We start from the raw sequence: 23,894 nt of genomic DNA, 5'->3' as shown, positions 1-23,894 counted from the left end.
GCTATTAAAGAAATTTTTCAATCATTTTTATAGTTTCTTCGTCAATTTTTGAGCCTCTAATTCTTAATTTTGAAATTAAATTTTTGTTGTTTTCATGACTCCTGTGCTGTTCAAATTTAAATTTTGCGCTGACGTAAGAAGTTTTTAACTGGAATAAAACTACGTTTTCTATTGTCTTTGCGTAATTAACATTTTCGTATTCTATAGGATCGTAGCCACCTTCAGGCTGGTACTTCTTCATCAAGTTATTTAAGTATTCACATTTTTTAGCTTTGTCATTTATCTCGTTTATCTTTCCTTCAAAATAAACTGAGGCATAAGCTTGTCCTGCAAAACAAGCAACCTTTTCATTTTTAAAATAAGATGGCAAAAAGGCATAAGGCTTAACTGCGACAAAACAGGCATAAGGATTTTTTTTGATAATGTCAATCTTTTTACCATTTGTAGCACTGTGAAAGTATATGTTGTTTTCATAATAAAAAAAGCTTATTGGCACTGAATATGGTTTATTATTTAGATCAACTAAAGATAACACTCCATATTCACAACTATCTAGCAATTCTTGTATCTCTTTAGCATCGAAAATTTCAAATTCTTTTCTTCTCACGTTTACCTCAGGAATCAATTATGGAATTTTTAAATCTATATTTTATTTTTTTACCAGTAAGATTGTTTAAAGCCTCAAAGTTATCGTATTTTTCTAGGAAGAAGTCATTTAAAGCGAAGCCATACAAATCTATACCTTCCCTTTCACAATAGTACAGGTTTAATAGCGTTTGATTTATGCACCCTAACTTATTTGGTACAACTATTATTGTTTTTAAACCCATCTTTTTAACAATATCAACCATAAAATACTTTTTATCTAACGGAACCAAAAGACCGCCTGAGCCTTCTACAATCGTGAAATCTACTTCTTCTTCGCTTTTAATTTTTCTAATCGCATCTTCTAATGGGAAATTTTCAAAAATAAAATATGGGGCAAGGGGTTCTTTGCCGAAATACAAAGTTTTTGTTTCAACTCCTGAGTTTGCGACAAAAGAGCTGTCGTCGTCTTCGGGGTAGCCCGTCTGAACTACTTTAATGTATTTTGTTTTTTTCCCCTCGCTAGAAAATTTCTTTGCCAGTAGATATGAAAAATAAGTTTTTCCGACTCCAGTGTCGGTAGCGGTTATAAAGAAGATCATCTTTTTAAGACCTCCAGGTATGACTGATGTGCTGCATTAACCAAGTCTTCAATTTGGTGAGGCTCTATTATGTATGGGGGCAGAAAATATATTATATCCCCTAAATTTCTAAGTAAAGCCCCTCTTTTAAGCGCTTCTCTATATATGCTAAATCCTATTCTCTTTTTCCAGTCAAATGGCTTTTTTGTTTTTTTGTTCTCCACAAGCTCTATGGCGCTTATAAAGCCAATGTGTCTTATTTCGCCTACGTGCTTTAATTCTGTAAATTTGTTCTCGATTATTTTTCTCATATATTTAAATTTTTCTTCGTTTTTTTCCAATACGTCTTCTTCTTTGAATATCTTTAACGTTTCAACGGCTGCTGCACAAGAGAGGGCGTTGCCATTGTAACTGTGACTGTGTAAAAATGCTTTCAAGGTAGTATAGTCGTCATAAAACGCGCTGTATATTTTATCAGTAGTAAGAACCACAGAGAGAGGCAGATAGCCACTTGTAATTCCCTTGGAGAGACACATAAAATCGGGTTTTATCCCGGCCCATTCACAAGCAAACATCTTTCCTGTCCTGCCAAATCCAGTTGCAATTTCGTCTAAGATTAGATGGATGCCAAGTTTTGATGTAAGCTCTCTTAACTTCACTAAGTACTTTGGCGGATATATCTTGAAACCTCCAGCAAATTGTACCAGGGGCTCGACTATTACAGCGCATATCTTTTCGTTATTTGAAATTAATATCTTTTCGATATCTGTAAAACACTCTATGTTGCAAGATTCTCTTGATTGTCCAAATTTGCATCTGTAGCAATCGGGAGAAGGGGATATAATATTAACCGGCATAATCTTTTTGTACGCACTTTTATAAAGATCCTCTCCACTAACGGAGAGAGCTCCTATGGTTTCGCCGTGATAGCCATTTTTTAGGGACACGAATTTGCATCTTTTTTTCTGGCCTATATTTTGAAAGTAGTGATAGCTCATCTTAAGAGATATTTCAACAGCACTAGAGCCAATTTCTGCAAAGAATACCCTTGAAAGATTTTCTGGTACTACCTCAGAGAGCAATCTTGTAAGCTCAAGGGCTTTTTCGTGAGTAAAACCGGCAAAGATTATTTGTTCCATAACGTTTAATTGATCTGCAATGGCCTTGTTCAATCTTTCGTTTGAATGTCCAAAGAGATTAACCCACCAGGAAGATATGCCGTCTATGTAGGAATTTCCTTCAAAATCGTATAGATAAACCCCTTTTGCATTCTTTATCTTTATTAATGGGTATTTTTCATGATCCTTCATTTGTGTGCAGGGGTGCCAAATTTGTATCAAGCTTTTACCTCCTTAAATTTTCAATACAGCATTGATTTATAATATTTTTATGTTTAAGATATTTAATAATTATAAATCAGAATTGATCTTGCTCGGCCTCGTTCTAATTATCCTGTTTAGTTTAGGTTTTTGTATAATTTATTCTTTGCCTCTATTTTTAGGATTACTGCTGCCCTATTTTATATTGTTTGTATATCTACTATTCTTGAAAAACAAAGTGATAAATTTATTGTCTATCTCATTAAACGGCATAATTGTGGTGAAAGAGGTTGTGGGCATACTTTTAGGAGTAGGTATAATGCTTCCTTCTTTTGCTCTATCTGGGACCCTTAACGAAATACTCAAAATTTTTATGTTTATTTTGGATCCTAGATATTTAGCCCTTTTTTCTTTTATTTTTGCATCTTGTCTTTCTATGATAATTGGCAGTGTAACTGGTACACTTTGCATTCTTGCAGCACCCATAATGGCGCTGTCAAACAGCGTGCACTATCCTTCATATATAGTAGCAGGTGCCCTTGTTTCTGGAGCGATGTTGGGAGATAGGACTTCTGTATTTTCTTCTGCTCTGAGACTTACTGCAGTATGTGTGGGCGTTGATATCAGATCTCATCTAAAGGCAATTTTGCCTAACGCGATAATATCAGCTACGCTAATTGTAATTTTTTATTTAGTATTTTTGCCTCTCTTTTTCACTATACCGATAAATTCAACGCACATAAATACTAGCTATTTATCGAAAATTAGCTATTTTAAACTGCTTCCTATCATAATCCTGGTTGTCCTTTTTATGAAAAAGGTGCCACTTTTCTTTTCATTCTTCCTTGCATCTTTATTTGCGCTTGTAATAAGCAATGTTAGTTTTGATTTTAATCTTTTGCAATCTGTTTTTTATGGCATAAGTATTTGGCCATTTAATCATCTAAACGGAATATTTTCTATGCTTCCTTTAATAGCCCTCGTTTCTATCTCTTCAGCTTTTAATTCACTGCTTCAAAAAAGTCAGCTTTTAAATTCCTTTGTGAAAAGAATAATAAATCCAAAAAGCTATCCTAAGTCAGTTTTTAATGTAGTAGTTCTGAATTTAATATCTTCGATGCTATTTTGTAATCAGGCCCTGCCCTTGATGTTGGCCGCTCAGCAGTTAAGATCTGAATGGCAAAAATACTTTAAACTTCCAAAGCTCTCAGGGATTCTTGCAGATAGCGCGGAGGTTTTTCCCGGACTCATTCCCTGGAACTTATTATCTCAGATATGCGCCATCTTATTAGGAGTTAAGCCAATGTATTATATCCCATTTGCACTTCTTTTATGGATTTTGCCAATACTTGCACTTTTTTTTAGTTTTTTCCCATCACAAGTAAAACAAATCGAATAAATTTTGTTTGATTCACGTATTAGTAAAATCAATATACACATAACTACATTTTTTAGAAAAACAATATTATTTTATGGTATTTAGTCTATAATGTTTAATTAAGAACTAAATATAAGTACACCCCCCCTAATTATAATTAGTCTTGTTCCAAAGATTCTGGACAAGACTAATTTTTATTTTTTATTATTGGTATTATTAAATTTAAAATAACTTGCTATAGCTCTCCATTTCAGCAAGAGGTGTAAGATTGCGAAAATGCAAAAAGCAATCCCAAATTCTACATGTAGGAACAAGACCCATGACGGCAGATATACATCAACTAGGCCATCGTATTTAAAAGACAAGATCATTCCAAGGGTTCCAGATATCACAAAGGATATGGCTAAAATAATATTGCATATCTTTAAGAGCGTTTGTTTTTCAATAATTTTCGCTCTTACCAGGAGCATTGCAAACAAAGAAAATAAAATAGCCAATATAGATATTGTGCCTGTATTATAGCTCTCTATAATTGAGCGTCTTCTTTGTCTGGTTGCGGCCTCTGCTATATCATCACCAATTATAGGGTGGGAGTTATTAAAGTTTTCAGCTGCTTTGGGCGAGGAAGATGAATCTAAGTTGGACGTATTTTTTGGTGGCGGTTCTGAATAGTCGCAATAGCCATCGTTGTTTGTGTCTATGTATCTTGAACATTTCCCGGGATATGGGTCATACTGAAGTCCCTTTGGGCATTGACCCCATACGCTGCTCATAGAATCTGCAAATGAATTTGAGCTAATTGACAGCACTTTGAAAGCAACGATAGCTCCAATGAGCTTTTTAATAAATGATCTTCTACTACACATATCGCACATTTTCTTGCTCCTGATTTAGGATCTAGTTATGTATAATACGCTAACAATAAACTTAAAGTAACAAAAAGAGAAGGGAAAATTTTTCTCTTCTCTTTCTTAAAAATTTATCTAATTAATCTATCTAACCCTTGAACCAAGGGTTAGCAGCTTGGACCTCAGGAACTTTGTGGAGGAGCAAATATCTCGTTAATTTTTGTCAACCAAAATTCTGCTTCTTCAGTTATTCCGTATGTGTTAAAAACATATTCTGATTCTGTTTTAAATTTCTCCATTTTGTCTGGCAATATAAGACCAGATCTAGCCATAGAGAGTATTGAGTAGTAAACTAGCCTTGAATACAATCCCACAAGTTCAGGACGATCTTTCAAAGAATCAATCACAATGTCTATGCTTTTTCTAAAATCATCAAGAGAATCCTGAGTTTTAGATGCTTCTACGTTATTTATTCCTCTATTCATATAGGTTACAGCAAGGTCTAGATTTAAAGAGTTGTTTATTTTTACCTCTTTTTCAAGTAGTTCTATAGCTTTGTTAAAGGTATCAAATGACTGATCAAAATTATTCATATTTTTTTGAGTGATTGCAAGCTGATTTAAAGCGTGTGTGTAGAGCCCTAAATTGGAAAGGGAGCCATCATTGTAGCACTCATCATATAACTTAACTGCTTCTTTGATTTGAAGGAGAGCCTCATCAAGTTTGCCTAACTGTCCTAAATTTATTCCTTTATGTGTAAGTAACCTTGCAATGTCTTCCTGATTTTTTTTAAAATTTTTATCATTGAGGCCCTTTTTAAGAGATATTGATTCGTCAAGATCTCTCATTGAACCTTCAAAATCTCTGCCATAAGCTCTAATAAGACTTCTTATGTCTAACGCAGTTGCAAGAACGTCCTCTTCTTCGTTTGATAATTGATTTTCGTGAAGAGTTTCAATTACTTCTTCTAATATTTTTCTTGCTTGATCTAACTCATTTTTGTTGACGAGGTCAACAGCGTTTTGAAGCTTTTCTTTTAAATCAGTTAATGACATAATGCCTCCAAAAATTTTTATTTACTAACTTTATAAATATTAGCTCATTTTTTAAGATTTGTGTAGAACTATTTTGTGCCATTAATCTCAGGTCTTCACTGTTATGTGTTTATGTGCTTTAATATACAATATATATAATGATATCTTTAACTGCTAAAGCTACTAAATTAATAAAAAGTAATGGTGGTGAGATTTATATCTTGCCTTCGAGAGATCTTTTGTGTAGTACATGAGGAACAGGGTCTGGGATCCCGTCAGTTAGATGGGGAAAACCAAAAAAGGATTGTGATGATTATAATCGCATGTATTTAAATGGAGTTGTTGTTTATGTTCCAACTAATTTTTCCTACGACAAAGATTTAGTTATTGATGCAAAGACGAGCTCTTATGGAAAAGAATATATTTTTATATACGCCTTAGATGGAGGTAAGAATGTCTAGGTTTGACATTGATAAAGAAGCGAAAGAATATATTAAATCAAAAGGTTCAAAGATTTATTTTATGAATGTATCTTCATGTTTTTCTTGAAGCAGATTGCCTTTACCTCCCTCAGTTAGAGTTGGAGAACCGTTAGAAGGCATAGCTTATAAAGTTTTTGAACAGGAGGGAATTGAGATTTATATACCAAAAGATTTGAATCTTAAAAGTAAGGTAAGAATCAGTTTAAAGAAATTTCTCTTTTTTAAAGAACTTGTAGTGGTGGCTTAAAATGTTTAAAGGCTCTCTCTTTAAGAGTTCACTGGCAAGATATATCTCTTTTAGAAAGTCTTTAAAAGACTATAGAGAGAAAGGCCTTGCTCCATCGTTAATAAAAGGTATTGACAGAATAAAATATGAGATTTTTAAAGCTAAGGATTTGTGGCAAGGTCTAAGGGTTGTTAAAATAAATTTTGATTACTCGCCTAAAATACCAGTTCAACATAAAGATGTTGCTTTTACTATAATTAACAAAGACGAGATGCACTATGCTCTTAACTTGAGACAAAGTTTTCTTAAGCATAATCCTGATATTGATTTTGTAATAGTAGTTGTAGATCTTTTAAAGGACATTAGAGAATATAGATTATTTAATGAACTTGTGTCGAAAGGTATTAGGTTTTTCTTTTTATGTGAACTTCTATCGGAAATTTCATGTAGAGATATGCACAAAGTGCTTTGGACGTCTGATAAAGAGGTAGCAAAAAAATGGGTTCTACCGTATGTTTTTGAATACTTTGCTTATGTTGGTTTTAAAAAAAGCCTCTACTTATCTAAAAATATTTTTTGCCTTTCCGAAGTAAGTGGTTTGTTCGATCTTTTGGACGATTATGATGTAATTTCCTTTAAGGAATCGATATTTGCTTTGAAAAATACTGAAATGAATATTGATTATTTCCACAAAAAAGAGATTTCAAAGTTAAAGAATTTGGAGCTAGATGACCCACAATATACAGCGACCTTTTATAATGTAAAAAAAGAAGATATCGTATGTAAAGACTCTAACTATTATATAAGTAGGAAAAATCTCTTTAAAAAGATATCGCTCTTTGAATTCAGTGGATTTTATCTTGATGACTTGTTTTTGTTCGATCATGTAAGCTTTTTTGGTTCAATAAATAAATCATATGTTAGGTTAGTAAACGAATATTATAATAAAGACTTTTTTTACAATAAAAGGAAGTTTGAGGAGTTACCCTACTATTTCGAACATCTTCCTTTGACGAGAATAAGAGTCCCTATTGAAGTTAGGCAGAGATATTCCGAAGACATATTCAAAAGATTTAGGAATCCCTATTTGCCTGACAGCAAAAATGTAAGAGCAATACTTTCTTTTCTACATCCAAAATACAGTTCGATAAGTAGGTTTGCCAGATGTGTAATTGAATCAAGGCAAGATTTAAGGTTGGCCTTTTCCAAGAGTGGAATAATAGATACGCTGGCGTTAAGGGAAGTTTTAAAAATGGACTATAACCTCACTACTACTTCTCGTATTGAACGTAATCCTTTTGGAATAAACATTGTGGGTTTTTTTGAATCAAAAATAGGGCTTGGCGTTCAAGCGAGGTCATTTTTCAGAAAGGCCTCTTCAGTTGGAATCCCATGTTCGTTATTCTTCTTGCCCGTTTTGTCTAATTTAAGGGTATCTCCTGAGGAGATTAAAAATATTGCGTGTTTTAGTGTTGATAATCTCTCATTTAACAATACAATATTTTTCATTAACTCTCAGGATCTAATTTATCTCAAAGATGCATCAGGCGACCTTTTTAAAGGCAAGACTTCTGCTATTTGGAATTGGGAGTTTGATAAATATTTTGATGATACTAAAGCTTTTTCTTGTGTAGATGAAGTTATGTGTTATTCGGATTTTGTTAAAGGTGCTCTGATAAAGGCTGGAGGAGAAAGGGTATACAAATTCCCTTATCCATTTACTTACGATTGGAGAATATTACAGCACAGAAAAAATCTCCGAGCAACCTTTGGTTTTGATGGCTCTTTTGTTTTTATGTTTATATTGGACTTTTTTAGAGACTTTGAAAGGAAAAAGCCATTTTTGTTGTTAAAAGTTTTTTCTAAAGTTGTAGAGGAGTGCCCAGATGTGTATCTTATATTCAAAACATTTCAAGCTGCAAAATATTCTGAAAATCAGGTAAGACTTACCAAATACATTAAAGAATTAGGCATTGTTGACAACATTGTTTTTGTAGATGAAACAACCAATAGAGATGGGTACATTACTATTCTTAATGCAGCAGATGCCTATGTTTCGACTCACAGCTGTGAAGGTATGGCTCTTCCTCTAATAGAAGCCATGTGGCTTGGGAAACCAGTTATAGCAACAGCTTATGGGGGGAACCTTGAATTTATGAATAATGATAACTCAATTCTTTTAAATTATAAATTTGAGAAAATAGGGCAAAACAACTTAGGATATAACCCAGATTGGGAATGGGCAGTTCCTGATGAAGAAGAGTTGTACAATGCTATGATAAAATTGGTTAAGGACAGAGAATTTGCTAAGGAGCTTGGTGAAAAGGCAAGGGCATTTGTAATGGAGAAATTTTCTATTCAAAACTTTTCTAATGAGCTGCTTAGCTTTTTTGAAAGGGAAAAGTGATGATTTCAAAAGAGGAAATAAAAAGATCTATTTCTGAGTCTATAGAGTTGAAAAATAAAATTCTTTCCGATGATAAAGTTTTAGAAGCTATAATCATGAGTTGTAAGATGATATCTGCAGCTCTAAAGTCGGGGAAAAAACTTTTAATTGCTGGTAATGGTGGTTCGGCTGCTGATTCTCAACATATGGCAGCAGAATTTGTTGGAAGATTCCTTTTAGACAGAATGCCGCTAAGGGCAATAGCTCTTACTACTGATACGTCGATAATTACAGCAATTTCGAACGATTTTGGTTACGAAAATGTGTTCGCGAGGCAAATAGAGGCATTAGGTGAGACGGGTGACGTCTTTTTGGCAATTTCAACGAGCGGAAATTCTAAGAATTTAATTAAGGCTTTAAGAATTGCGCAACTTTATCGTATAAGTACGATTTCGCTAACTGGTATGAGCGGAAATGAGATGGAAAAGCTATCTGATATCTGTATAAGCGTTCCGTCAAGAAAGGTCCCTAGAATACAGGAATGTCATATTATGATTGCACACATTATTTGTGAGATGGTCGAAAAAAATCTTGCAACATTTTCCTTAAATAAGTTAAATAATCTTGTCGATAAAGATTAAAGCAGTGTATGTTTACAATCTAAGATGCGGGTAGAAAGGAGGTGAGGAAGTGAATTCAGTGCCCTTAATCAACCTGCCCATATCGCAATCTGGCAATTCTGTACCTAATCCGAACCAAGCGGTTGGGCTGCAAGATGAAGGTTTCTCTTTGTTATTAGAACAACTTGTCAATGAGGTATCTCAAATTGAAGCAAATTTAGGACAAACTTCACAGCCCAGTTCTCAGACGCTTGCGTCCAAATCTCAATTACAATCCGACAATAACAACAACAATCAAAGTATATCTAGTCAGGAAACAGCTTTATCTGCGCCAACTCTTATTTCGAATCAGATGCCGCCTATAAACTTGCAGACTCTGCAAACCCAACCTCCTTTAGCAAAGAACTTAAGTTCATCTCAGTTTCCTACACAAAGTCAGGATGATTTAATGCCTCAAAGCAATATAAATATTCCAATTGTAGTTCAAACAAGTTCCCAAACTTTAGCTTCTCTACAGAATGCACAGTCAATTTCTGCAGAATCTTTTTATACACCAATTATAACTCAGGGTCAAATAACTAGTAGTTTTATAAACAACAACAGCGATTCAGTAACAGATAGTAGTTCTGAAGAAAATCTTATAGATGAGATTCTTTCTAATCCTTTAAATTTAACTAGTGTTAAAAGCTCAAATTTTACTCAAGCAACTAGTGAGAATGTAGTATCATCAGTTTCTCAGGCAAACATTCCTCAAAAACAGGTTTTGACTACAGCATTATTAAATCAATCAGATCCTTCTATTAACATAGCTAATTCTAATGACAAATTAGATCAAGGTAGTATTTTATCTGATTTGAGCTCGCAATCGCCTTTACAGAAATTCACTAACATACTTGGAAGTAACCCTGAAACTAATACTCTTCCTTCAAATACACCTTCAAATCCTACTTCAAATTTACAAATTTCTTTTACTAAATCTATAGATCCTCAATTTATGACAAAGCCTGAAGCTAGTGTAAATCAATCGATCTCAACAAACTTTATGTCTAATAATCCAATCCTATTTCAAAATGCGTCCAATCAACAAGGTGTTGGTTTACAGAACCAAATTGTTGCACAAGATGTCTTAAATAACCTTACTTCTCAAATATTCGGCAATACAGCTCAACCAACATTCAGCTCTCAGGTCGCAACAAACAATGCTCTTTCATATCAAATAATATCTAATTTAAATCAGACAAACTCTTTATCAAGTTCTTTTAACAATAAAACTTCGAACTCAAATGAAGCTGTACTGTCTGGTTTATCCGGTATTCCTGTGCCAAGCAATAGTGTTCTTTTAATACCCAATCAGGGCATATCATATCACTCTATTTCAATAGATGCTTATCAAAAGATTCAAAATATGATGCAAGATTTGAGGTTTAATTCCCCTAAGGATATAGAATTTCTACTAGAACCGCCAGATCTGGGCAAGGTTAAGTTAAACGTATCCCTTGATAAGGCAACAAACGCTGTAAATATGACGTTCTTTGTTGTGGATGAACTTGCAAAACACGCTATTTTATCTAACATGCAAGATTTCAGACAAATTTTGCATGCAAACGGTTTTGAAACGAATAATGTAAATGTTTTTGTTGACTCAGAGCAAAGAGGGCAAGGATTCAACCAAGGTTTCAATCACGTAACTTATTCTTCAAATAACAATGATAGCACCTCTCTAGATACGGCGCTTATAACAGGCCTTCAGAGCCTTAAAAGCGGTGTAGACGTAATAGTTTGAGAATAAGGAGGTATAAAAAGGGTGTCAATTTCAAGTGTTGGTTCAACAAGTAGCGGTACAAACGTTAATCCTACAACTAGTTCGAGCCAGAGTTCTAATAGTTTGGCAAATACTAATGCCTTTTTAACGCTGTTAATTGCACAGTTAAAAAACCAGGATCCTCTCAATGCAATGAGCACAAGCGATTTTATGAATGAATTATCAACCTTAACTACAACACAACAAATGATAAACATGAGCAACGCAGTTCAAAATTCTATGACGAACATAAATAACCTGTATGCTACCAGCTTATTAGGGAAAAATATCCAATATAAGGATGCTAATAATAACACACAAAGCGCTACGGTTACTCAGGTCACTATAAGTAATGGTAATCCTTCTCTATTGTTGAATAATGGTTCTACAATAAACCTTTCAAGCGTAATAGGCGTTTCATGAAGGTAGACAAGGTTCAAAGTCAAAGTATAGTTAATAATATTCGTTTAAGCACACAATCAACCTCTGATTTTGCTGATATTCTTAACAGCGAATTAAGCAGCATAAATCTTTCAAACCATGCCTCAAAACGCCTGGAATCGAGAGGTATAAGTTTGAGTCCTCAAGATATTTCAAGAATGAACGCAGCAATGGAAAAGCTTTCAAAAAAGGGTTCAAAAGAATCTCTTGTTCTTATGGACAACAAGGCTTTTGTTGTTAACCCGAAAAGCAAGACAATTATAACTGCTGTAAGTCAAGAAAAATTGAAAGATAACGTTTTTACAAATATTGACAGTGCAATAATATTATAAATAAGGGCTGGACCGCACGTCGGAGGCCCTCAAATTTGAAGGAGGGTAAAAATATGTTAAGAGCTATGTCTTCTGCTGTTAGTGGTTTGCAAAGTAACCAAACAGCAATGGACGTAATTGGTAACAATATTGCAAACGTTAATACTATTGGTTTTAAGGCAAGTATGGTTACCTTTTCTCAGATGCTTTCTCAAACCTTGAGCGGTGCTTCCGCACCTCAAAATGGCTTGGGCGGTATTAACCCAATGCAGATTGGTTTGGGAACCCAAATTGCCGCTATTACAACACCCTTTGGTAGCTCCTCTACTGAAAATACCGGAGTAAATACCGACCTTGCTATACAGGGTAATGGCTTTTTTATAGTTAACAACGGGTCTCAAAATTATTATACGAGAGACGGTTCATTTAACGTGGACGCAAATGGCAACCTTGTAAACAGCGCAGGTCTTAAGGTCCAAGGTTGGCAGGCCGATTCTAGCGGCGTAGTAAATCCCTCTGGTCCTGTGTCCGATTTAAAGATCCCTATAGGCCAATCTATGCCTGCAAAACAGTCAAACAACATCACTATGACGGGCAATCTGGATGCCTCCCAGTATGCTAACACCTCCTCTTCTGCTACTCCATACGCAGTTACCTCATCTGGAGCAATATATGATTCGCTTGGTGTGTCTCACTCTGTTACTACGGTGATTACTCCAACCGGAACCCAAAATGTATGGAAGTGGAGGACATTAACCACTCTTCCATCAGCAGATGTCCCAAGTAAGACTGCTACTCCTCCCACAGGACCTGCAAGCACAACTGGTAATATAATTTTATCCTTTAGCGGTTCTGCAATTCAAAGTATTGTTGGTGATAATGTGCCATACAACCTAACTATTACTGTTCAATCAGGCGATACCCCCTCTACAATAGAGCAGAAGGTTATAAACGCTATAAACAACGATCAAATACTGAAAAATTATTTTGTGGCTTCTGATAATAATGGTAGTGTTAACCTTCAGTCAAAATTGGTGGATCCCACAGGAATTTATGGCGCTAATTGGTTAACCATTTCTGAAAATGATGGTAATACAGGCGCTACTACAGGGCTTAATAATTTTTCTTATGCTTCTACTGATGTAGGTACAACGCCTGTTTCGAATGTATATGCCACATCTGGTTATGGTACCCTTACTTTCAATTCAAACGGTTCTTTATCGAACGTTACAACTACTTATCCAGCTCCATCAAGTTCTACAGCAACACTTTTAATAAATCCATCAACTGGTGCATCTACTCCTTGGACCCCTACAATTAACTTTTTTGGTATGACACAGTATGGTGGCTCATCAAGTCTAAACTTTGCCAGTCAGGACGGATACTCTTCTGGATCTTTACAGAGCTACTCAATTGATCAGTCAGGTGTAATTACAGGAACTTATTCTAACGGTTTAACAAATGCTATTGGTCAGATCGCACTGGCCAACTTTCCCAATCCCTCAGGTCTAACTAGCAATGGATCAAATATATATAGCTCATCTTCAAATTCTGGAACTGCCCAAATTGGCGCTGCCGGTTCTGGAGGTATTGGAACTATTATTCCAAGTGCTCTTGAGATGTCAAATGTAGATCTATCACAACAGTTTACGAATTTAATTACTACTGAAAGAGGTTATGAGGCTAACGCAAGGGTTATAACAACTTCTGACCAGATGCTTCAAGAGCTCTTGTCATTAAAGGCTGCTCCTTAGAAGCCTTTGAACTTTTAGGAGGTTAAGATTATGGATAATTCTATTTTTACTGCTGTAAATGGAGCTCTATCAAGTCAAAGTGCACTGGATGTGGTAGCGAATAATATATCAAACTTCAATACTACAGGTTTTAAAGAAAGTAATGCTACCTTTGCTGATATTTTGTCACAAGAACTTTCTTTTGCAACCTCAAAAACCAACCCACTTCAAGTAGGGATTGGTTCTAAACTTGACTCTACTTCACCTTCTTTTACTCAAGGTCCAATTTTGGAAACTAACGATCCAGCAAATCTTGCAATTAATGGAAATGGTTTTTTCGTGGTTTCTAATGGAACCAATACGTATTACACTAGAGACGGTTCCTTTAGTCTTGATAGCAATGGCAATTTGGTAACTTCTGAAGGCTTTTATGTGCAGGGTACAAATGGAAATATCAATATAGATACCACTGCAAAAAACTTCTCAGGTTTTACGGTAAATCCTGACGGTTCTGTTTATTCTAATTTTTCAAATGGGCAATCTACCTTTGATGGTAAGATTATGATAGTTGATTTTATAAACAAAAACGGACTTATAAACGTTGAAGGAAATAACTTTAGTCAGTCAGCAAATTCCGGAAGTCCTAAAGTGCTAAGTAGCGGTTACACGATAATCCAAAATGCTTTAGAGGGTTCGAATACTGACCTTTCTACCCAGATGGCAAACTTGATCGATTACGAAAGAACTTATCAAGTTAATGCTCAAGCTATAACTACGAGCGATAATATGCTTAAAACTGCGATAGGGCTTATTGTATGATAAAATTAACGAAGTTGAACGATGCAGAGTTTATTTTGAATTCAGATTTGATTGAGTCTATCGAAAGTTCGCCGGATACTACTATAACCCTTTTTACAGGAAAAAAATTTATGGTAAAGGAGTCTCCAGAAGAAATAGTTGAAAAGATAATCGATTATAATAGAAAAGTAGGATTAAGGTTCGCTCAGGCTAGAATGCAAAATACATCTGAGAATAAAACTTAATATATGGATATAGCAACAGTTGCGGGTTTTGCCATTGCTTTTGGCTCTATAATATTGTCGGTAATTATCGAAGGCGGCTCTTTTTCTCACTATGTGAGTTTGCCTGCCTTTGTTTTGGTGCTTGGTGGGACTACTGGAGCTGTAGTTATAAACACAACCTTAGACCAATTGAAGATGGTTCCAAAAATAGTAAGAAAGGCCTTTTTTGCTCCGAAAGATAATCCTGTAACGGTTATAGATCAAATTGTAAGACTTGCAGAAAAAGCCAGGAGAGAAGGCCTTTTGTCACTTGAAGCCGAGCTTGAGGGCGTTGATGATATGTTCATGAAGCGAGGAGTTCAGCTGGTTGTAGATGCTGTTGATCCAGAACTTGTAAGGGCTATTCTTGAAAACGATTTAGAAATAATGGAGGCCAGACATAAATTAGGAGAAAACTTCTTTATCGGTTTGGGAGGATTTGCCCCTACTTTAGGTATTCTTGGAACAGTTATGGGATTGGTACATATGCTTGCTAACCTCGAAGATCCAAGTGGCGTCAGTCAAGCGATTGCTGGCGCCTTTATAGCAACTCTTTATGGTGTTGGAGTAGCTAATCTTGTTTTTTTACCTATTGCTGGCAAATTAGGAGTAAGGAGTAAAGAGGAGACGCAAATTAAGACAATGATAATGGAAGGTATACTTTCAATACAGGCTGGGGATAATCCAAGAATAATAGAAGAAAAATTAAAGGTTTTTTTGCCGCCTTCATTGAGGTTATCATATGAGGCGCAAAAAGAAAAGGAAAGAGCTGGCGCATAATGGCTGATGTACTAAGTCAAGATGAGATAGACGCAATTTTAAATGCCTTTAATACGGGCCAGGTTAGCGCTGATCTGCTTGAAAAGGAACCGCAGAAAACTGTAAAAACATACGATTTCAAAAGGCCAAGCAAGTTTTCAAGGGATCATCTTAGAACTCTCGAACTAATACACGAAACTTATGGAAGGCTGGTATCAACTTCTCTCTCAAGCCTGGTGAGAGGGAGTATGAGATTTGATTTTTCTGCTATAGATCAGGTTCCATATGAAGAATTTATAAATTCTTTAATTCCTCCAGCAATGATTGTCATCATTAATTGGGAAAGCACAGGACTTTCAATGGTTTTAGAGATGAATTTAAATATTACTTTAGCGCTAGTAGATAGGTTATTAGGTGGTTCCGGACTTCCACCGCCAAGTCCAAGAGCCCCTACTGATATAGAGACAGCTTTGATTGCAAAGCTTGTTGATAGACATCTTGTTGCGCTTGAAGAGGCGTGGAGGACGGTGTATCCTGTAAGTCTATCTTTTGTAGGAACAGAAACTAATCCTGAGTTTGCCCAAATAGTTCCTGCAAATGAGATGGTTGTTTTAATCACAATGGACGTAGGTATTGGTGATCTTAGTGGTATAATGTCTTTAGCGATTCCATATAGTTTATTGGAACCAATAGTCAATCATCTTTCTGCTCAAAGATTTTTTGTAAAAAAGAAAGCCGAAAACGAAATTGAAAAGGAATACGTTTATGAGCACGTCTTAAATGTAACAGTAAACTTGCAAGTTTGTTTGGGTCATATGCATATTCCTTTGAAAGACCTTATCAATCTAAGGGTAGGCGATACACTTTTGTTAGATACAAAAGTTAATAAACCTCTTGATGTTAAAATAGAAAAAAAGCAAAAATTTTTAGGAATGCCTGGAAAGGTTGGTAAAAATTTGGCAATAAAAATTACTGATGTGTTGAGGGATTAAGAGCATGAACTTAAATGACGAACAAATAGATGCGATAGGCGAAGTCTTAAATATGGCGATGGGTTCTGCTGCCACCACGCTTTCACAATTAGTTAATAAAAAGATATCGATTACTTCACCTATGGTTGATATAACAGATGTGGAGCAAATTGCGGCTGATTTTGAAGATAACTCTATTGGCGTTATGATAGGTTATGAAGGCGAAATTGAAGGCTCTTCTTTGCTTGTTGTAAGAAGAACAGATGGTTCGATTATTGCTGATCTTATGATGGGTGGTGAAGGTAATCCAGAGCTTCCATTTGATGATCTTGCTGAGTCTGCATTGCAGGAAGCTATGAATCAGATGATGGGAGCTGCCTCAACAGCTCTTGCCAGTTTGTTGGGAGGCAGAATTAATATAATGCCTCCTCAAGTTATTAATTTTGATGAACAGCCAATTGCTGAATCTTTAAGACAAATAGCGTCAGGAAATGAAGCGGTTGAAGTATTTTTTGATTTTACTGGAGAAAATGTTTTCCAGACAAAGTTGGTTATGATATTGTCTGAAGCTGTAGCTCAAAAAATGGCACAGATGGCAGTTAGCAAGGCAAAAGCTATGGTCAACACACAAGATGATACTATTTCTATGGGTTCTTCTCATTCTGAAAGCCAGAGTACACTTTCGCAGAGCGCATCACAAAATATTAACAATATAAACCAGCAAGCTACAACCTCTTCTTTCCCTCAATCAAGCTTTCAACAATCTTCTTCATATCCACCACAAACGCAGCAACAAAATCAGTATAATTATCCACCGCCACCACCAACATATCAACAGCAACCTCAAGTTCAAGCTTTCCAAGCCCAATTTCAACAGTTACAACCTTCACCACAAGGAGATTCAATAAATATTGAGAACCTCTTAAATATTCCACTTGAACTTAGCGTTTCTCTTGGCAATGCTAAGATGACACTTAAGGAAGTCTTAGAGCTGCGTTCGGGATCGGTTATCGAATTGAATAAATTAGCAGGAGAAGCTCTTGAGGTTATGATCAACGATGAGTTGATAGCTAAGGGAGAGGTTGTAGTAATAGATGAAAACTTCGGCATCAGAATTACGGAGATTATAAGTCCAAGAGAGAGACTTGAAAAGATTTAATGCGTTTTTAAAAAGTAATTAAAAGTGAATAAAAGTATCTAGATATTAATAAACAATTCTAAAATCATCAAAAGCTAAATCGCTTTTCTCCTTTTTAATTTCAACGTTAGTTACATTAGAACCAGGAGACCCCCTTTTTAATAATCTTATCAATTCATCTATTGTTTCTTCATTTCCAACTGCTATAACCTCTACAGAACCATCGGGAAGGTTTCTGACCATTCCTGTTAAGCCTAATTTTCTTGCAACCTCCTGAGTGTAGGCTCTGAAATATACTCCTTGAACCTTTCCAATCACCTTAGCAAATAAGGTCATCTCTTTCCCTCCAAGTAGCATTTAGTTTTTCTGCACCATTAGCAATTAAATAGGTTGAATCTATTAAATTATTTCTAAATGAACCAGGTAATGAGCTCTTTTGTTCGGCTATATTGCCAACTGATTTGAAAAAGATGCTGGCTCCTAGAGTAGCATTTAATATGTCTTCCTTTTTTACTGCAACAAACGACGCAACAATAGATCCTAACATACATCCACAACCTGTAACTTTAGACATTAAAAAACTGCCACCTTCAATTTCAAATATCCTTTTGCCATCGCTTACGATGTCTTTTTCTCCAGTCAAAAGAACAACGGAGTTGTATCTCTCTGCTGCTTCTTTGGCGATATTTGTATAATTTCTGTTTGTGGAAACGGCATCTACTCCGATACCTTCTGCGGGCAAATCGCAAAGCGTTGAGATTTCAAAAGAATTGCCCTTTATAACGTCGATCTTTAGATTGTGTAGAAGATTTTTTGCTGTCCTTGTTCTAAATTTACTTGCGCCAGCACCAACAGGGTCAAGAATTAGTGGAATATTTTTCAAATTTGCGTACTTACCAGCAAGTAGCATTTGATTTATTTCATCCTGTTTTAGTGTACCTATGTTTAATAGAACAGCAGAGGCCATATTCGTTATGTCATCTAATTCGGCTTCCTCTTGCGCCATTATTGGGAGAGCTCCGATCGCAAGTGTTATGTTTGCGCTATCATTCATTACAACGTAATTGGTTAGGTGATGTATAAGAGGCTTTCTTTCTTTTATAACATCTAATATTTCTTTAATCCAAAGATAATCTAACATCTTAACTCCTTAAAGTTCTGTATGAAATAATAACATTATATAATACTATAACCTAACTATTTTATGACTTAAAAATTACTTATAGAATACTAAAATATTCGAGTGAAATTTTCTATATTAAAATTGTATTAGTTACAATTCTTTAAGTAAAGAAATTATTTAGGAGGGCAGAATTGCACAAAGATATTTCAGATTTTATAGATGTAAACAAGGTTTTAGATGAGATAGTAACTAGAGATGACCTAGTAGTACTAGATTCGGGTTGTGGAACGGGAGCTATTGCTATACCATGTGCCAAAATAATCCCTAATGGCACCTTATTTGCTGTTGATAAAGACTCTAAGGCTTTAAATATAATGTTAGAACGAGCAAAGATAGAAAATATAAACAATGTTGTTGCTCTTAGCTCAAATATAGAAGATTTAGAATTTCAAGAAGAATATTTTGATCTTGTAATAATGTCATCCGTATATCACGAATTAGAGGATGCCCCGTTAACTTTAAAGAGAATAAACAAATGGTTGAAATCTACAGGTATACTATCTTTAATTGAATGGAAGAAGGAAAGAAAAGAAGATATCGGGCCTCCAGCTATAGTTAGAGTAGAAGAAGATCTTGTATTGGGGGCACTGGTGTTTTCTGGGTTTGATCTAGTCCATATGGAAGATTTAACTGATTCAATTTACCACATTGTATTAAAAAAGTCAGATAGAGTTTGCAATATTTAAGAGAAAGGGTTTATTAAGATGGTTGATGTTGAAAAAGCTAGATTATTAATATTACAAAATGCTAATGAATTGGAAACAGAGTATGTGTCTATAAAAAATGCTATTGGTAGAGTACTTGCAGAAGACGTTATAGCAGGGGAAGATATTCCAGCTCAAAATTTATCTGCGATGGATGGCTTTGCCATAAAATTGCCTTGTAATGATGAATGCAAAATAGTTGGCGAATCCAAAACAGAGAGTCCATTTATGGGAGAAATTTTCCAAGATGAAGCAGTGAAGGTTTCTACAGGTTCAATTCTTCCCAAAGGCAGTAATGCTGTAGTTCGTAATGAAGATGCTGAAGTGAGTGGCGATGTAGTTTATATTAAAAGGATGCCTCTAGAAGGGAGAAATATATTTACAAAGGGTGAGGAATATGAGGCTGGCTCAATAGTTTCTTATAGCGGTACAAAAATTTCTCCTTTTGATTTTTCAGCTTTTTGTAAACTTAATAAAACTACAATAAAGGTTGTCAAGAAGGTAAGGATTTCTTTACTTGCTATAGGAAAAGAGCTTGTAAATTGTGATACAGAAGGTATGTATAAAAATTTTTTAACTCCTGCATTCGAATCAATTTTAAACAGGCCTCATATTGAAATTCAAAGAAACTTGATATGTAGAGATAGTTTTGAAATAGTAGATGAATTGAGAAAATCTTTGAATGACTCGAATATTATAATTTCTTTCGGTAATGCGTCTTTTGATTCAACTGATGGTTTATTTCCTCTTGCGCAGAAGATATTCGATCCGATTTTCTGGCGTGTAAAGATGCAACCTGGCAAATCTATAATGGCTTTCAAAAAAAACAAGACATTTTATTTTGGTTTGTCTGGTAATGCTTGGGCGGCTACCTTAGGATTTTATTTATTTGTAAGACCCTTAATACTTTTACTTTCTGGTCAAAATTATAATTTCAGACCATTTGAGGGCATACTTGGCGAAGCTTTTAGCAAAGGTTCTAAAGAGACTAGATTTTTAAGAGGGACTTTGATTGGCAATAAATTTTATTTCAGAAGATTCTCTCAACATAGTCACTCGGTTAAAGGCTTTCGTGATATGACTCACATTGCCATGCTTAATCCTGGTCCGCCACAAGAGGAGGGAAGCAAGGTAAAAGTTTTCGAATTTTCTTTGGAGGTATGAAATGTATCCCTCAAAAAGGATTCCGGTTGAAAAGAGTATTGGAATGATTTTGGGTTATGACCTAACGAGGATTATTCCTGGCAAGCATAAAGAGGCCGTCTTCAGAAGGGGGCATAAAATAACTGCTGAGGATATACCCGTTCTAAAAGAAATTGGCAAGGATTTTATATGGGATTTGAAGATTGCTGAAGATGAGCTTCATGAAGATGAGGCTGCTTTAAGGCTTGCAAGTGCAATATCGGGAGATAACCTGATCGTAGAAATGCCCGGAGAAGCGTGGGCAGATGTTATCGCGGCTAAAAAGGGGCTGTTTAAAGTAAGAGTACGGCAACTTGATGCTATTAATTCAAGAGGTGATACCCTTGTTGCTACACTTAGAAATAATACTGTGGTGGAGGAAGGCAGAGTTGTTGCGAAAGCAAAGGTGCAGGGTCTAGTAATAAAAAAAAGGGAAATAGAATTAATTGAGGGGGAATGTAAAAATCTTGGGAAGGTGCTGACCCTTCATCCATTTTTGAATATGAAAGTTGGTTTAATTGTTACTGGGTCTGAAATTTTTTATGGAAGAAAGGAGGACTCCTTTACTCCTTTAATTGTAAGTAAAGTGACAAAATTTAATTCCGAGGTAGCTCTAAGGGAATGTTTGCCTGACGATCCCGATTTAATTTCGAACACAATTTTAAAATTTATACAAAACGGCATCCAAATTGTAATCGTAACGGGGGGTATGAGCCCTGACGATGCATCTGCTGAGGGCATAAGGAGATCTGGAGCCTCTGTTGTAAGTTATGGAGCACCTCTTTCACCTGGGGCAATGTTTCTTGTAGCGTATAGAGGTGATATACCAATTTTTGGTATTCCAGGTGGCGCTTTAAGATTTGATCCTGGGGCGTTTGATCTTTTTGGCCAAATTGCTTTTGCAGGTTTAAGAATTACCTATGAAATGATTAGACATTCTGGCCATGGAGGTTTATTAAGATGAGCAAACTGAAAGTCTGTTTTCACATTTCAAAGTTAGAAGATTGGGTGGTTGCCTTAAAAAATATTAATAACTTTATAAATGATATACTAAATGATTATGAATACGAAATAAGGGTTGTAGCTAACTCAGCAGGAGTATTGATATTAACAAGTGATTTAAAGAATGAACTTGAAACTACTATGAAGGAGTTATCGGATAAAGGTATAATATTTGAGTTTTGCAACAATGCACTAAATTTTTATAAAATAGATAAAGGTCTTGTTTTTGATTGGGCAAAAGTGGTTAAAGCTGGAATTACTGAGATAGTGAGGCTTCAAAGTTTAGGTTTTGCTTACATAAAGCCATAAATATTACAAGGGGGACAATGTGAAAAAATTAATATTACTTAGTTTGTTTTTTTTCTTAATTTTTAGTTCTGTTTCTAATGCACAGGGATTTGATCCAAATGTGTATAAGTGCAGAGATTTTGTCCAAAATTATTCAAATGATTCTGGCAGCGTAGCTTTACAGACGTTATGGGTATGGGGATTTCTAACATTTAAAGACGAAAGTTTGCTATCTTTAAATAGTGATATGTTGAAATCGCTTACATCGGACTTGAATGAAGGTTGTGCTCAAAATTTGGATGTAACTTTGCTTGAATTTGTAAGAAAATATTTTACTTTTAATTATGTTAAAAAATCAAAACAAAATACAAGTGTGATTTTTAATCCTAAAAACTATTCTTGTAAAACATTTTTGAACTCTCTTAACACAAATGACACTACTTCGGATGATCTTGTTGGATATGCACTAATATGGGCTCTTGGATATACTGCAGCATATAGACCGGATGATGTTGATGTGGTAGACGATCAAAGTGCTGGGACAATAGCTGGTCTTATGAAAAGTTTGGTTTGCAAAGACCCAGATGAGAATTTTTATAATTCATTGCATGACTTATATAACAAATTGGAAAAAGAATAATTTTAATTATTTACATCTCTTATCTTTAAGAGTTTTTCTGAAATCGCGTGCAAATCTTCTGCAACTCTTGATATCTCATTTATAGATAATGCTTGATTTTCCGAAACTTTAGCTATATTTTGAGAGCTCTCTAGAATTTGCTTAATAGATATACTTATTTCGTTTAATGTTTCGTTTATTTTATTTGCAAATTTCATTGATTCAGTTGCAAGTTTTTGTATTTCGCTAGCTACCACTCCAAACCCCTTGCCATGCACACCTGCTCTAGAAGCTTCTATTGCGGCATTTAAACCAAGAAGTCTTGTTTGATTTGCAATTTTTTTAATAAACGTGTTTATTGCGTCGGTCTCATTTAACTTATTTCTTGTTTCATTCACAATGGCAGCAGTTTGTTCGCTTGAGGCAGCCAACTCTTCAGAGCTTGCTGATAGAGAACTAAGAGTTTGGGTTAATGAAAGTGATATCTTTTGATTCTGGTTTATGGTTTCAAACAATTTCATTTCTTCTATTTTTGCTTCGATCTGAAACATAAGGTAATTTGAAATAATTTTTCCTAGAGCGTCAAACATTACGGTAAAGTTTCCAATTCTTTCTTTGGGATTTATGTGTGCGGTTTTTAGCGTGTTAAGAGCTTCTTCTATATTTGGTACTCCTATTTCAGCGAAATATTTTCGAAAGTGCTCTATCGTTTGTTCGTCTGGTTCTTTTGGTAAGCACTGACCGCCAGCTATATTTCCTATTCTTCTGCCATAGAGTAAAACTGGAACAATAAAGTCTTGTATATTTGCATGGCAGAAATAATATTGTGGCTTACCTTGCTCCATTGCATCTTTACCACGTTTTACTGCTTCTTGTTTACATCTGGCTAGGCCTTTTTCTGTGCCTCGTATAACTTTACCACATAAATCTGAATGATTTATCACCGGTATAACGGGAGTGCCCTCTGGATCAGAAACTGTTACAGCAAAATCAAGCTCTCTTGAAAGTTTATCAAAAAAATCATATATCCATTTTTTCTCTTCCTCGGTAAGAAGTTTTGATAATTTAAGGGCGTCTTCTCCAAAATAATTAATTGCTTCTTGTAATCTCTCTTCTGCAACCATGACTTCCTCCTATTCTTAAATTAAAGATATCACAAATCATTTGTTTAATAAATTTTAACATTCAAATTGGTATATTAAGAAAAATAAAGTTTTCTAAATTTTCAGAATAGATAATATA

Annotated in this window: 26 protein-coding genes; 18 read left to right on the top strand and 8 right to left on the bottom strand. The window is 35.0% G+C overall.

The features are described from left to right. Positions 1-4 precede the first annotated feature (4 nt). Genes ACWIUX_RS03060 through bioA form a run of 3 tightly spaced genes read right to left on the bottom strand, consistent with a single transcriptional unit; the run spans position 5 to position 2,506 of the window. Positions 5-607 carry a pyridoxamine 5'-phosphate oxidase family protein gene (locus ACWIUX_RS03060; RefSeq protein ID WP_448589258.1) on the bottom strand — a complete coding sequence of 201 codons (603 nt, stop codon included), beginning with the start codon at positions 605-607 and terminating at the stop codon, positions 5-7. 7 nt (positions 608-614) lie between these two features. Then, on the bottom strand, positions 615-1,187 hold the full coding sequence (gene bioD / locus ACWIUX_RS03055; RefSeq protein WP_448589257.1) for a dethiobiotin synthase: 573 nt from the start codon (positions 1,185-1,187) through the stop codon (positions 615-617). Continuing rightward, entirely contained in the window at positions 1,184-2,506 is a 1,323-nt protein-coding gene (bioA, locus tag ACWIUX_RS03050) for an adenosylmethionine--8-amino-7-oxononanoate transaminase (RefSeq protein ID WP_448589256.1), read from the bottom strand. Before bioA ends, bioD begins: the two co-directional genes overlap by 4 nt. Before the next feature lie 229 nt (positions 2,507-2,735). On the opposite strand from bioA, the gene ACWIUX_RS03045 reads away from it, so the two are divergent. Next, positions 2,736-3,884 (top strand): Na+/H+ antiporter NhaC family protein, encoded by a 1,149-nt coding sequence (locus tag ACWIUX_RS03045; protein WP_448589255.1) that lies wholly within the window; start codon positions 2,736-2,738, stop codon positions 3,882-3,884. A gap of 173 nt (positions 3,885-4,057) precedes the next feature. Here the strand turns inward: ACWIUX_RS03045 and ACWIUX_RS03040 are convergent, their stop codons facing one another. Together ACWIUX_RS03040 and ACWIUX_RS03035 are read right to left on the bottom strand one after the other, a co-directional pair. Continuing rightward, positions 4,058-4,738 (bottom strand): DUF4405 domain-containing protein, encoded by a 681-nt coding sequence (locus ACWIUX_RS03040; RefSeq protein WP_448589254.1) that lies wholly within the window; start codon positions 4,736-4,738, stop codon positions 4,058-4,060. A 155-nt stretch (positions 4,739-4,893) separates the two neighbouring features. Continuing rightward, positions 4,894-5,766, bottom strand: a complete 873-nt coding sequence (locus tag ACWIUX_RS03035; protein ID WP_448589253.1) for a hypothetical protein — start codon at positions 5,764-5,766, stop codon at positions 4,894-4,896. A gap of 432 nt (positions 5,767-6,198) precedes the next feature. Between ACWIUX_RS03035 and ACWIUX_RS03030 the strand changes: the two genes are divergently transcribed. The 12 genes from ACWIUX_RS03030 to fliY are packed head-to-tail and all read left to right on the top strand — an operon-like array spanning position 6,199 to position 17,695. Continuing rightward, entirely contained in the window at positions 6,199-6,474 is a 276-nt protein-coding gene (locus tag ACWIUX_RS03030) for a CC/Se motif family (seleno)protein (protein WP_448589252.1), read from the top strand. Position 6,475: 1 nt separating this feature from the next. Further along, positions 6,476-8,860 carry a glycosyltransferase family 4 protein gene (locus tag ACWIUX_RS03025; protein WP_448589251.1) on the top strand — a complete coding sequence of 795 codons (2,385 nt, stop codon included), beginning with the start codon at positions 6,476-6,478 and terminating at the stop codon, positions 8,858-8,860. Continuing rightward, a complete protein-coding gene (locus ACWIUX_RS03020) occupies positions 8,860-9,480 on the top strand; it encodes a D-sedoheptulose-7-phosphate isomerase (protein ID WP_448589250.1) in 621 nt (206 codons plus the stop codon). The genes ACWIUX_RS03025 and ACWIUX_RS03020 overlap by 1 nt, the downstream gene beginning before the upstream one ends. Positions 9,481-9,529: 49 nt before the next feature. Continuing rightward, complete coding sequence (gene fliK, locus ACWIUX_RS03015; RefSeq protein ID WP_448589249.1) at positions 9,530-11,242, top strand: flagellar hook-length control protein FliK; 1,713 nt, start codon at positions 9,530-9,532, stop codon at positions 11,240-11,242. 21 nt (positions 11,243-11,263) lie between these two features. Next, complete coding sequence (locus ACWIUX_RS03010; RefSeq protein ID WP_448589248.1) at positions 11,264-11,683, top strand: flagellar hook capping FlgD N-terminal domain-containing protein; 420 nt, start codon at positions 11,264-11,266, stop codon at positions 11,681-11,683. Next, positions 11,680-12,033: a TIGR02530 family flagellar biosynthesis protein gene (locus ACWIUX_RS03005; RefSeq protein ID WP_448589247.1), complete on the top strand. Its 354-nt coding sequence runs from the start codon at positions 11,680-11,682 to the stop codon at positions 12,031-12,033. Before ACWIUX_RS03010 ends, ACWIUX_RS03005 begins: the two co-directional genes overlap by 4 nt. 53 nt (positions 12,034-12,086) lie before the next feature. After that, positions 12,087-13,766 carry a flagellar hook protein FlgE gene (locus ACWIUX_RS03000; protein WP_448589246.1) on the top strand — a complete coding sequence of 560 codons (1,680 nt, stop codon included), beginning with the start codon at positions 12,087-12,089 and terminating at the stop codon, positions 13,764-13,766. A gap of 30 nt (positions 13,767-13,796) precedes the next feature. Next, complete coding sequence (locus ACWIUX_RS02995) at positions 13,797-14,564, top strand: flagellar hook-basal body protein (RefSeq protein WP_448589245.1); 768 nt, start codon at positions 13,797-13,799, stop codon at positions 14,562-14,564. Continuing rightward, the gene (locus ACWIUX_RS02990; protein WP_448589244.1) at positions 14,561-14,788 is read left to right on the top strand and encodes a flagellar FlbD family protein; all 228 of its coding nucleotides are present in this window, start codon (positions 14,561-14,563) and stop codon (positions 14,786-14,788) included. The genes ACWIUX_RS02995 and ACWIUX_RS02990 overlap by 4 nt, the downstream gene beginning before the upstream one ends. 3 nt (positions 14,789-14,791) lie before the next feature. After that, positions 14,792-15,586 (top strand): flagellar motor protein, encoded by a 795-nt coding sequence (locus ACWIUX_RS02985; protein WP_448589243.1) that lies wholly within the window; start codon positions 14,792-14,794, stop codon positions 15,584-15,586. Continuing rightward, positions 15,586-16,557 (top strand): flagellar motor switch protein FliM, encoded by a 972-nt coding sequence (fliM, locus tag ACWIUX_RS02980; protein WP_448589242.1) that lies wholly within the window; start codon positions 15,586-15,588, stop codon positions 16,555-16,557. The genes ACWIUX_RS02985 and fliM overlap by 1 nt, the downstream gene beginning before the upstream one ends. Before the next feature lie 4 nt (positions 16,558-16,561). Then, complete coding sequence (gene fliY, locus ACWIUX_RS02975; protein ID WP_448589241.1) at positions 16,562-17,695, top strand: flagellar motor switch phosphatase FliY; 1,134 nt, start codon at positions 16,562-16,564, stop codon at positions 17,693-17,695. 45 nt (positions 17,696-17,740) lie between these two features. On the opposite strand, the gene ACWIUX_RS02970 is transcribed toward fliY, so the two are convergent. Together ACWIUX_RS02970 and thiM are read right to left on the bottom strand one after the other, a co-directional pair. Continuing rightward, positions 17,741-18,010, bottom strand: coding sequence for an acylphosphatase (locus ACWIUX_RS02970; RefSeq protein WP_448589240.1), 270 nt, complete (start codon positions 18,008-18,010; stop codon positions 17,741-17,743). Then, a complete protein-coding gene (thiM, locus tag ACWIUX_RS02965) occupies positions 17,994-18,815 on the bottom strand; it encodes a hydroxyethylthiazole kinase (protein ID WP_448589239.1) in 822 nt (273 codons plus the stop codon). The genes ACWIUX_RS02970 and thiM overlap by 17 nt, the downstream gene beginning before the upstream one ends. A 173-nt stretch (positions 18,816-18,988) precedes the next feature. Here thiM and ACWIUX_RS02960 point away from each other — a divergent pair, with 173 nt between their 5' ends. The 5 genes from ACWIUX_RS02960 to ACWIUX_RS02940 are packed head-to-tail and all read left to right on the top strand — an operon-like array spanning position 18,989 to position 22,673. Next, positions 18,989-19,543 (top strand): class I SAM-dependent methyltransferase, encoded by a 555-nt coding sequence (locus ACWIUX_RS02960; protein WP_448589238.1) that lies wholly within the window; start codon positions 18,989-18,991, stop codon positions 19,541-19,543. Positions 19,544-19,561: 18 nt separating this feature from the next. After that, positions 19,562-20,725, top strand: coding sequence for a molybdopterin molybdotransferase MoeA (locus tag ACWIUX_RS02955; protein ID WP_448589237.1), 1,164 nt, complete (start codon positions 19,562-19,564; stop codon positions 20,723-20,725). Between the two features lies 1 nt (position 20,726). Further along, complete coding sequence (locus ACWIUX_RS02950) at positions 20,727-21,707, top strand: molybdopterin-binding protein (RefSeq protein WP_448589236.1); 981 nt, start codon at positions 20,727-20,729, stop codon at positions 21,705-21,707. Continuing rightward, positions 21,704-22,054 (top strand): DsrE family protein, encoded by a 351-nt coding sequence (locus ACWIUX_RS02945; RefSeq protein WP_448589235.1) that lies wholly within the window; start codon positions 21,704-21,706, stop codon positions 22,052-22,054. Before ACWIUX_RS02950 ends, ACWIUX_RS02945 begins: the two co-directional genes overlap by 4 nt. 19 nt (positions 22,055-22,073) lie before the next feature. Beyond that, the gene (locus ACWIUX_RS02940) at positions 22,074-22,673 is read left to right on the top strand and encodes a hypothetical protein (protein ID WP_448589234.1); all 600 of its coding nucleotides are present in this window, start codon (positions 22,074-22,076) and stop codon (positions 22,671-22,673) included. 2 nt (positions 22,674-22,675) lie between these two features. Here ACWIUX_RS02940 and ACWIUX_RS02935 read toward each other — a convergent pair whose 3' ends face one another. Beyond that, on the bottom strand, positions 22,676-23,776 hold the full coding sequence (locus tag ACWIUX_RS02935; protein WP_448589233.1) for a PocR ligand-binding domain-containing protein: 1,101 nt from the start codon (positions 23,774-23,776) through the stop codon (positions 22,676-22,678). Between the last annotated feature and the right edge of the window lie 118 nt (positions 23,777-23,894).

The organism is Thermodesulfobium sp., from assembly GCF_053498235.1.
The sequence above is the reverse complement of the archived record's forward strand: the minus strand, read 5'-3'. Positions and strand labels throughout refer to the sequence as shown.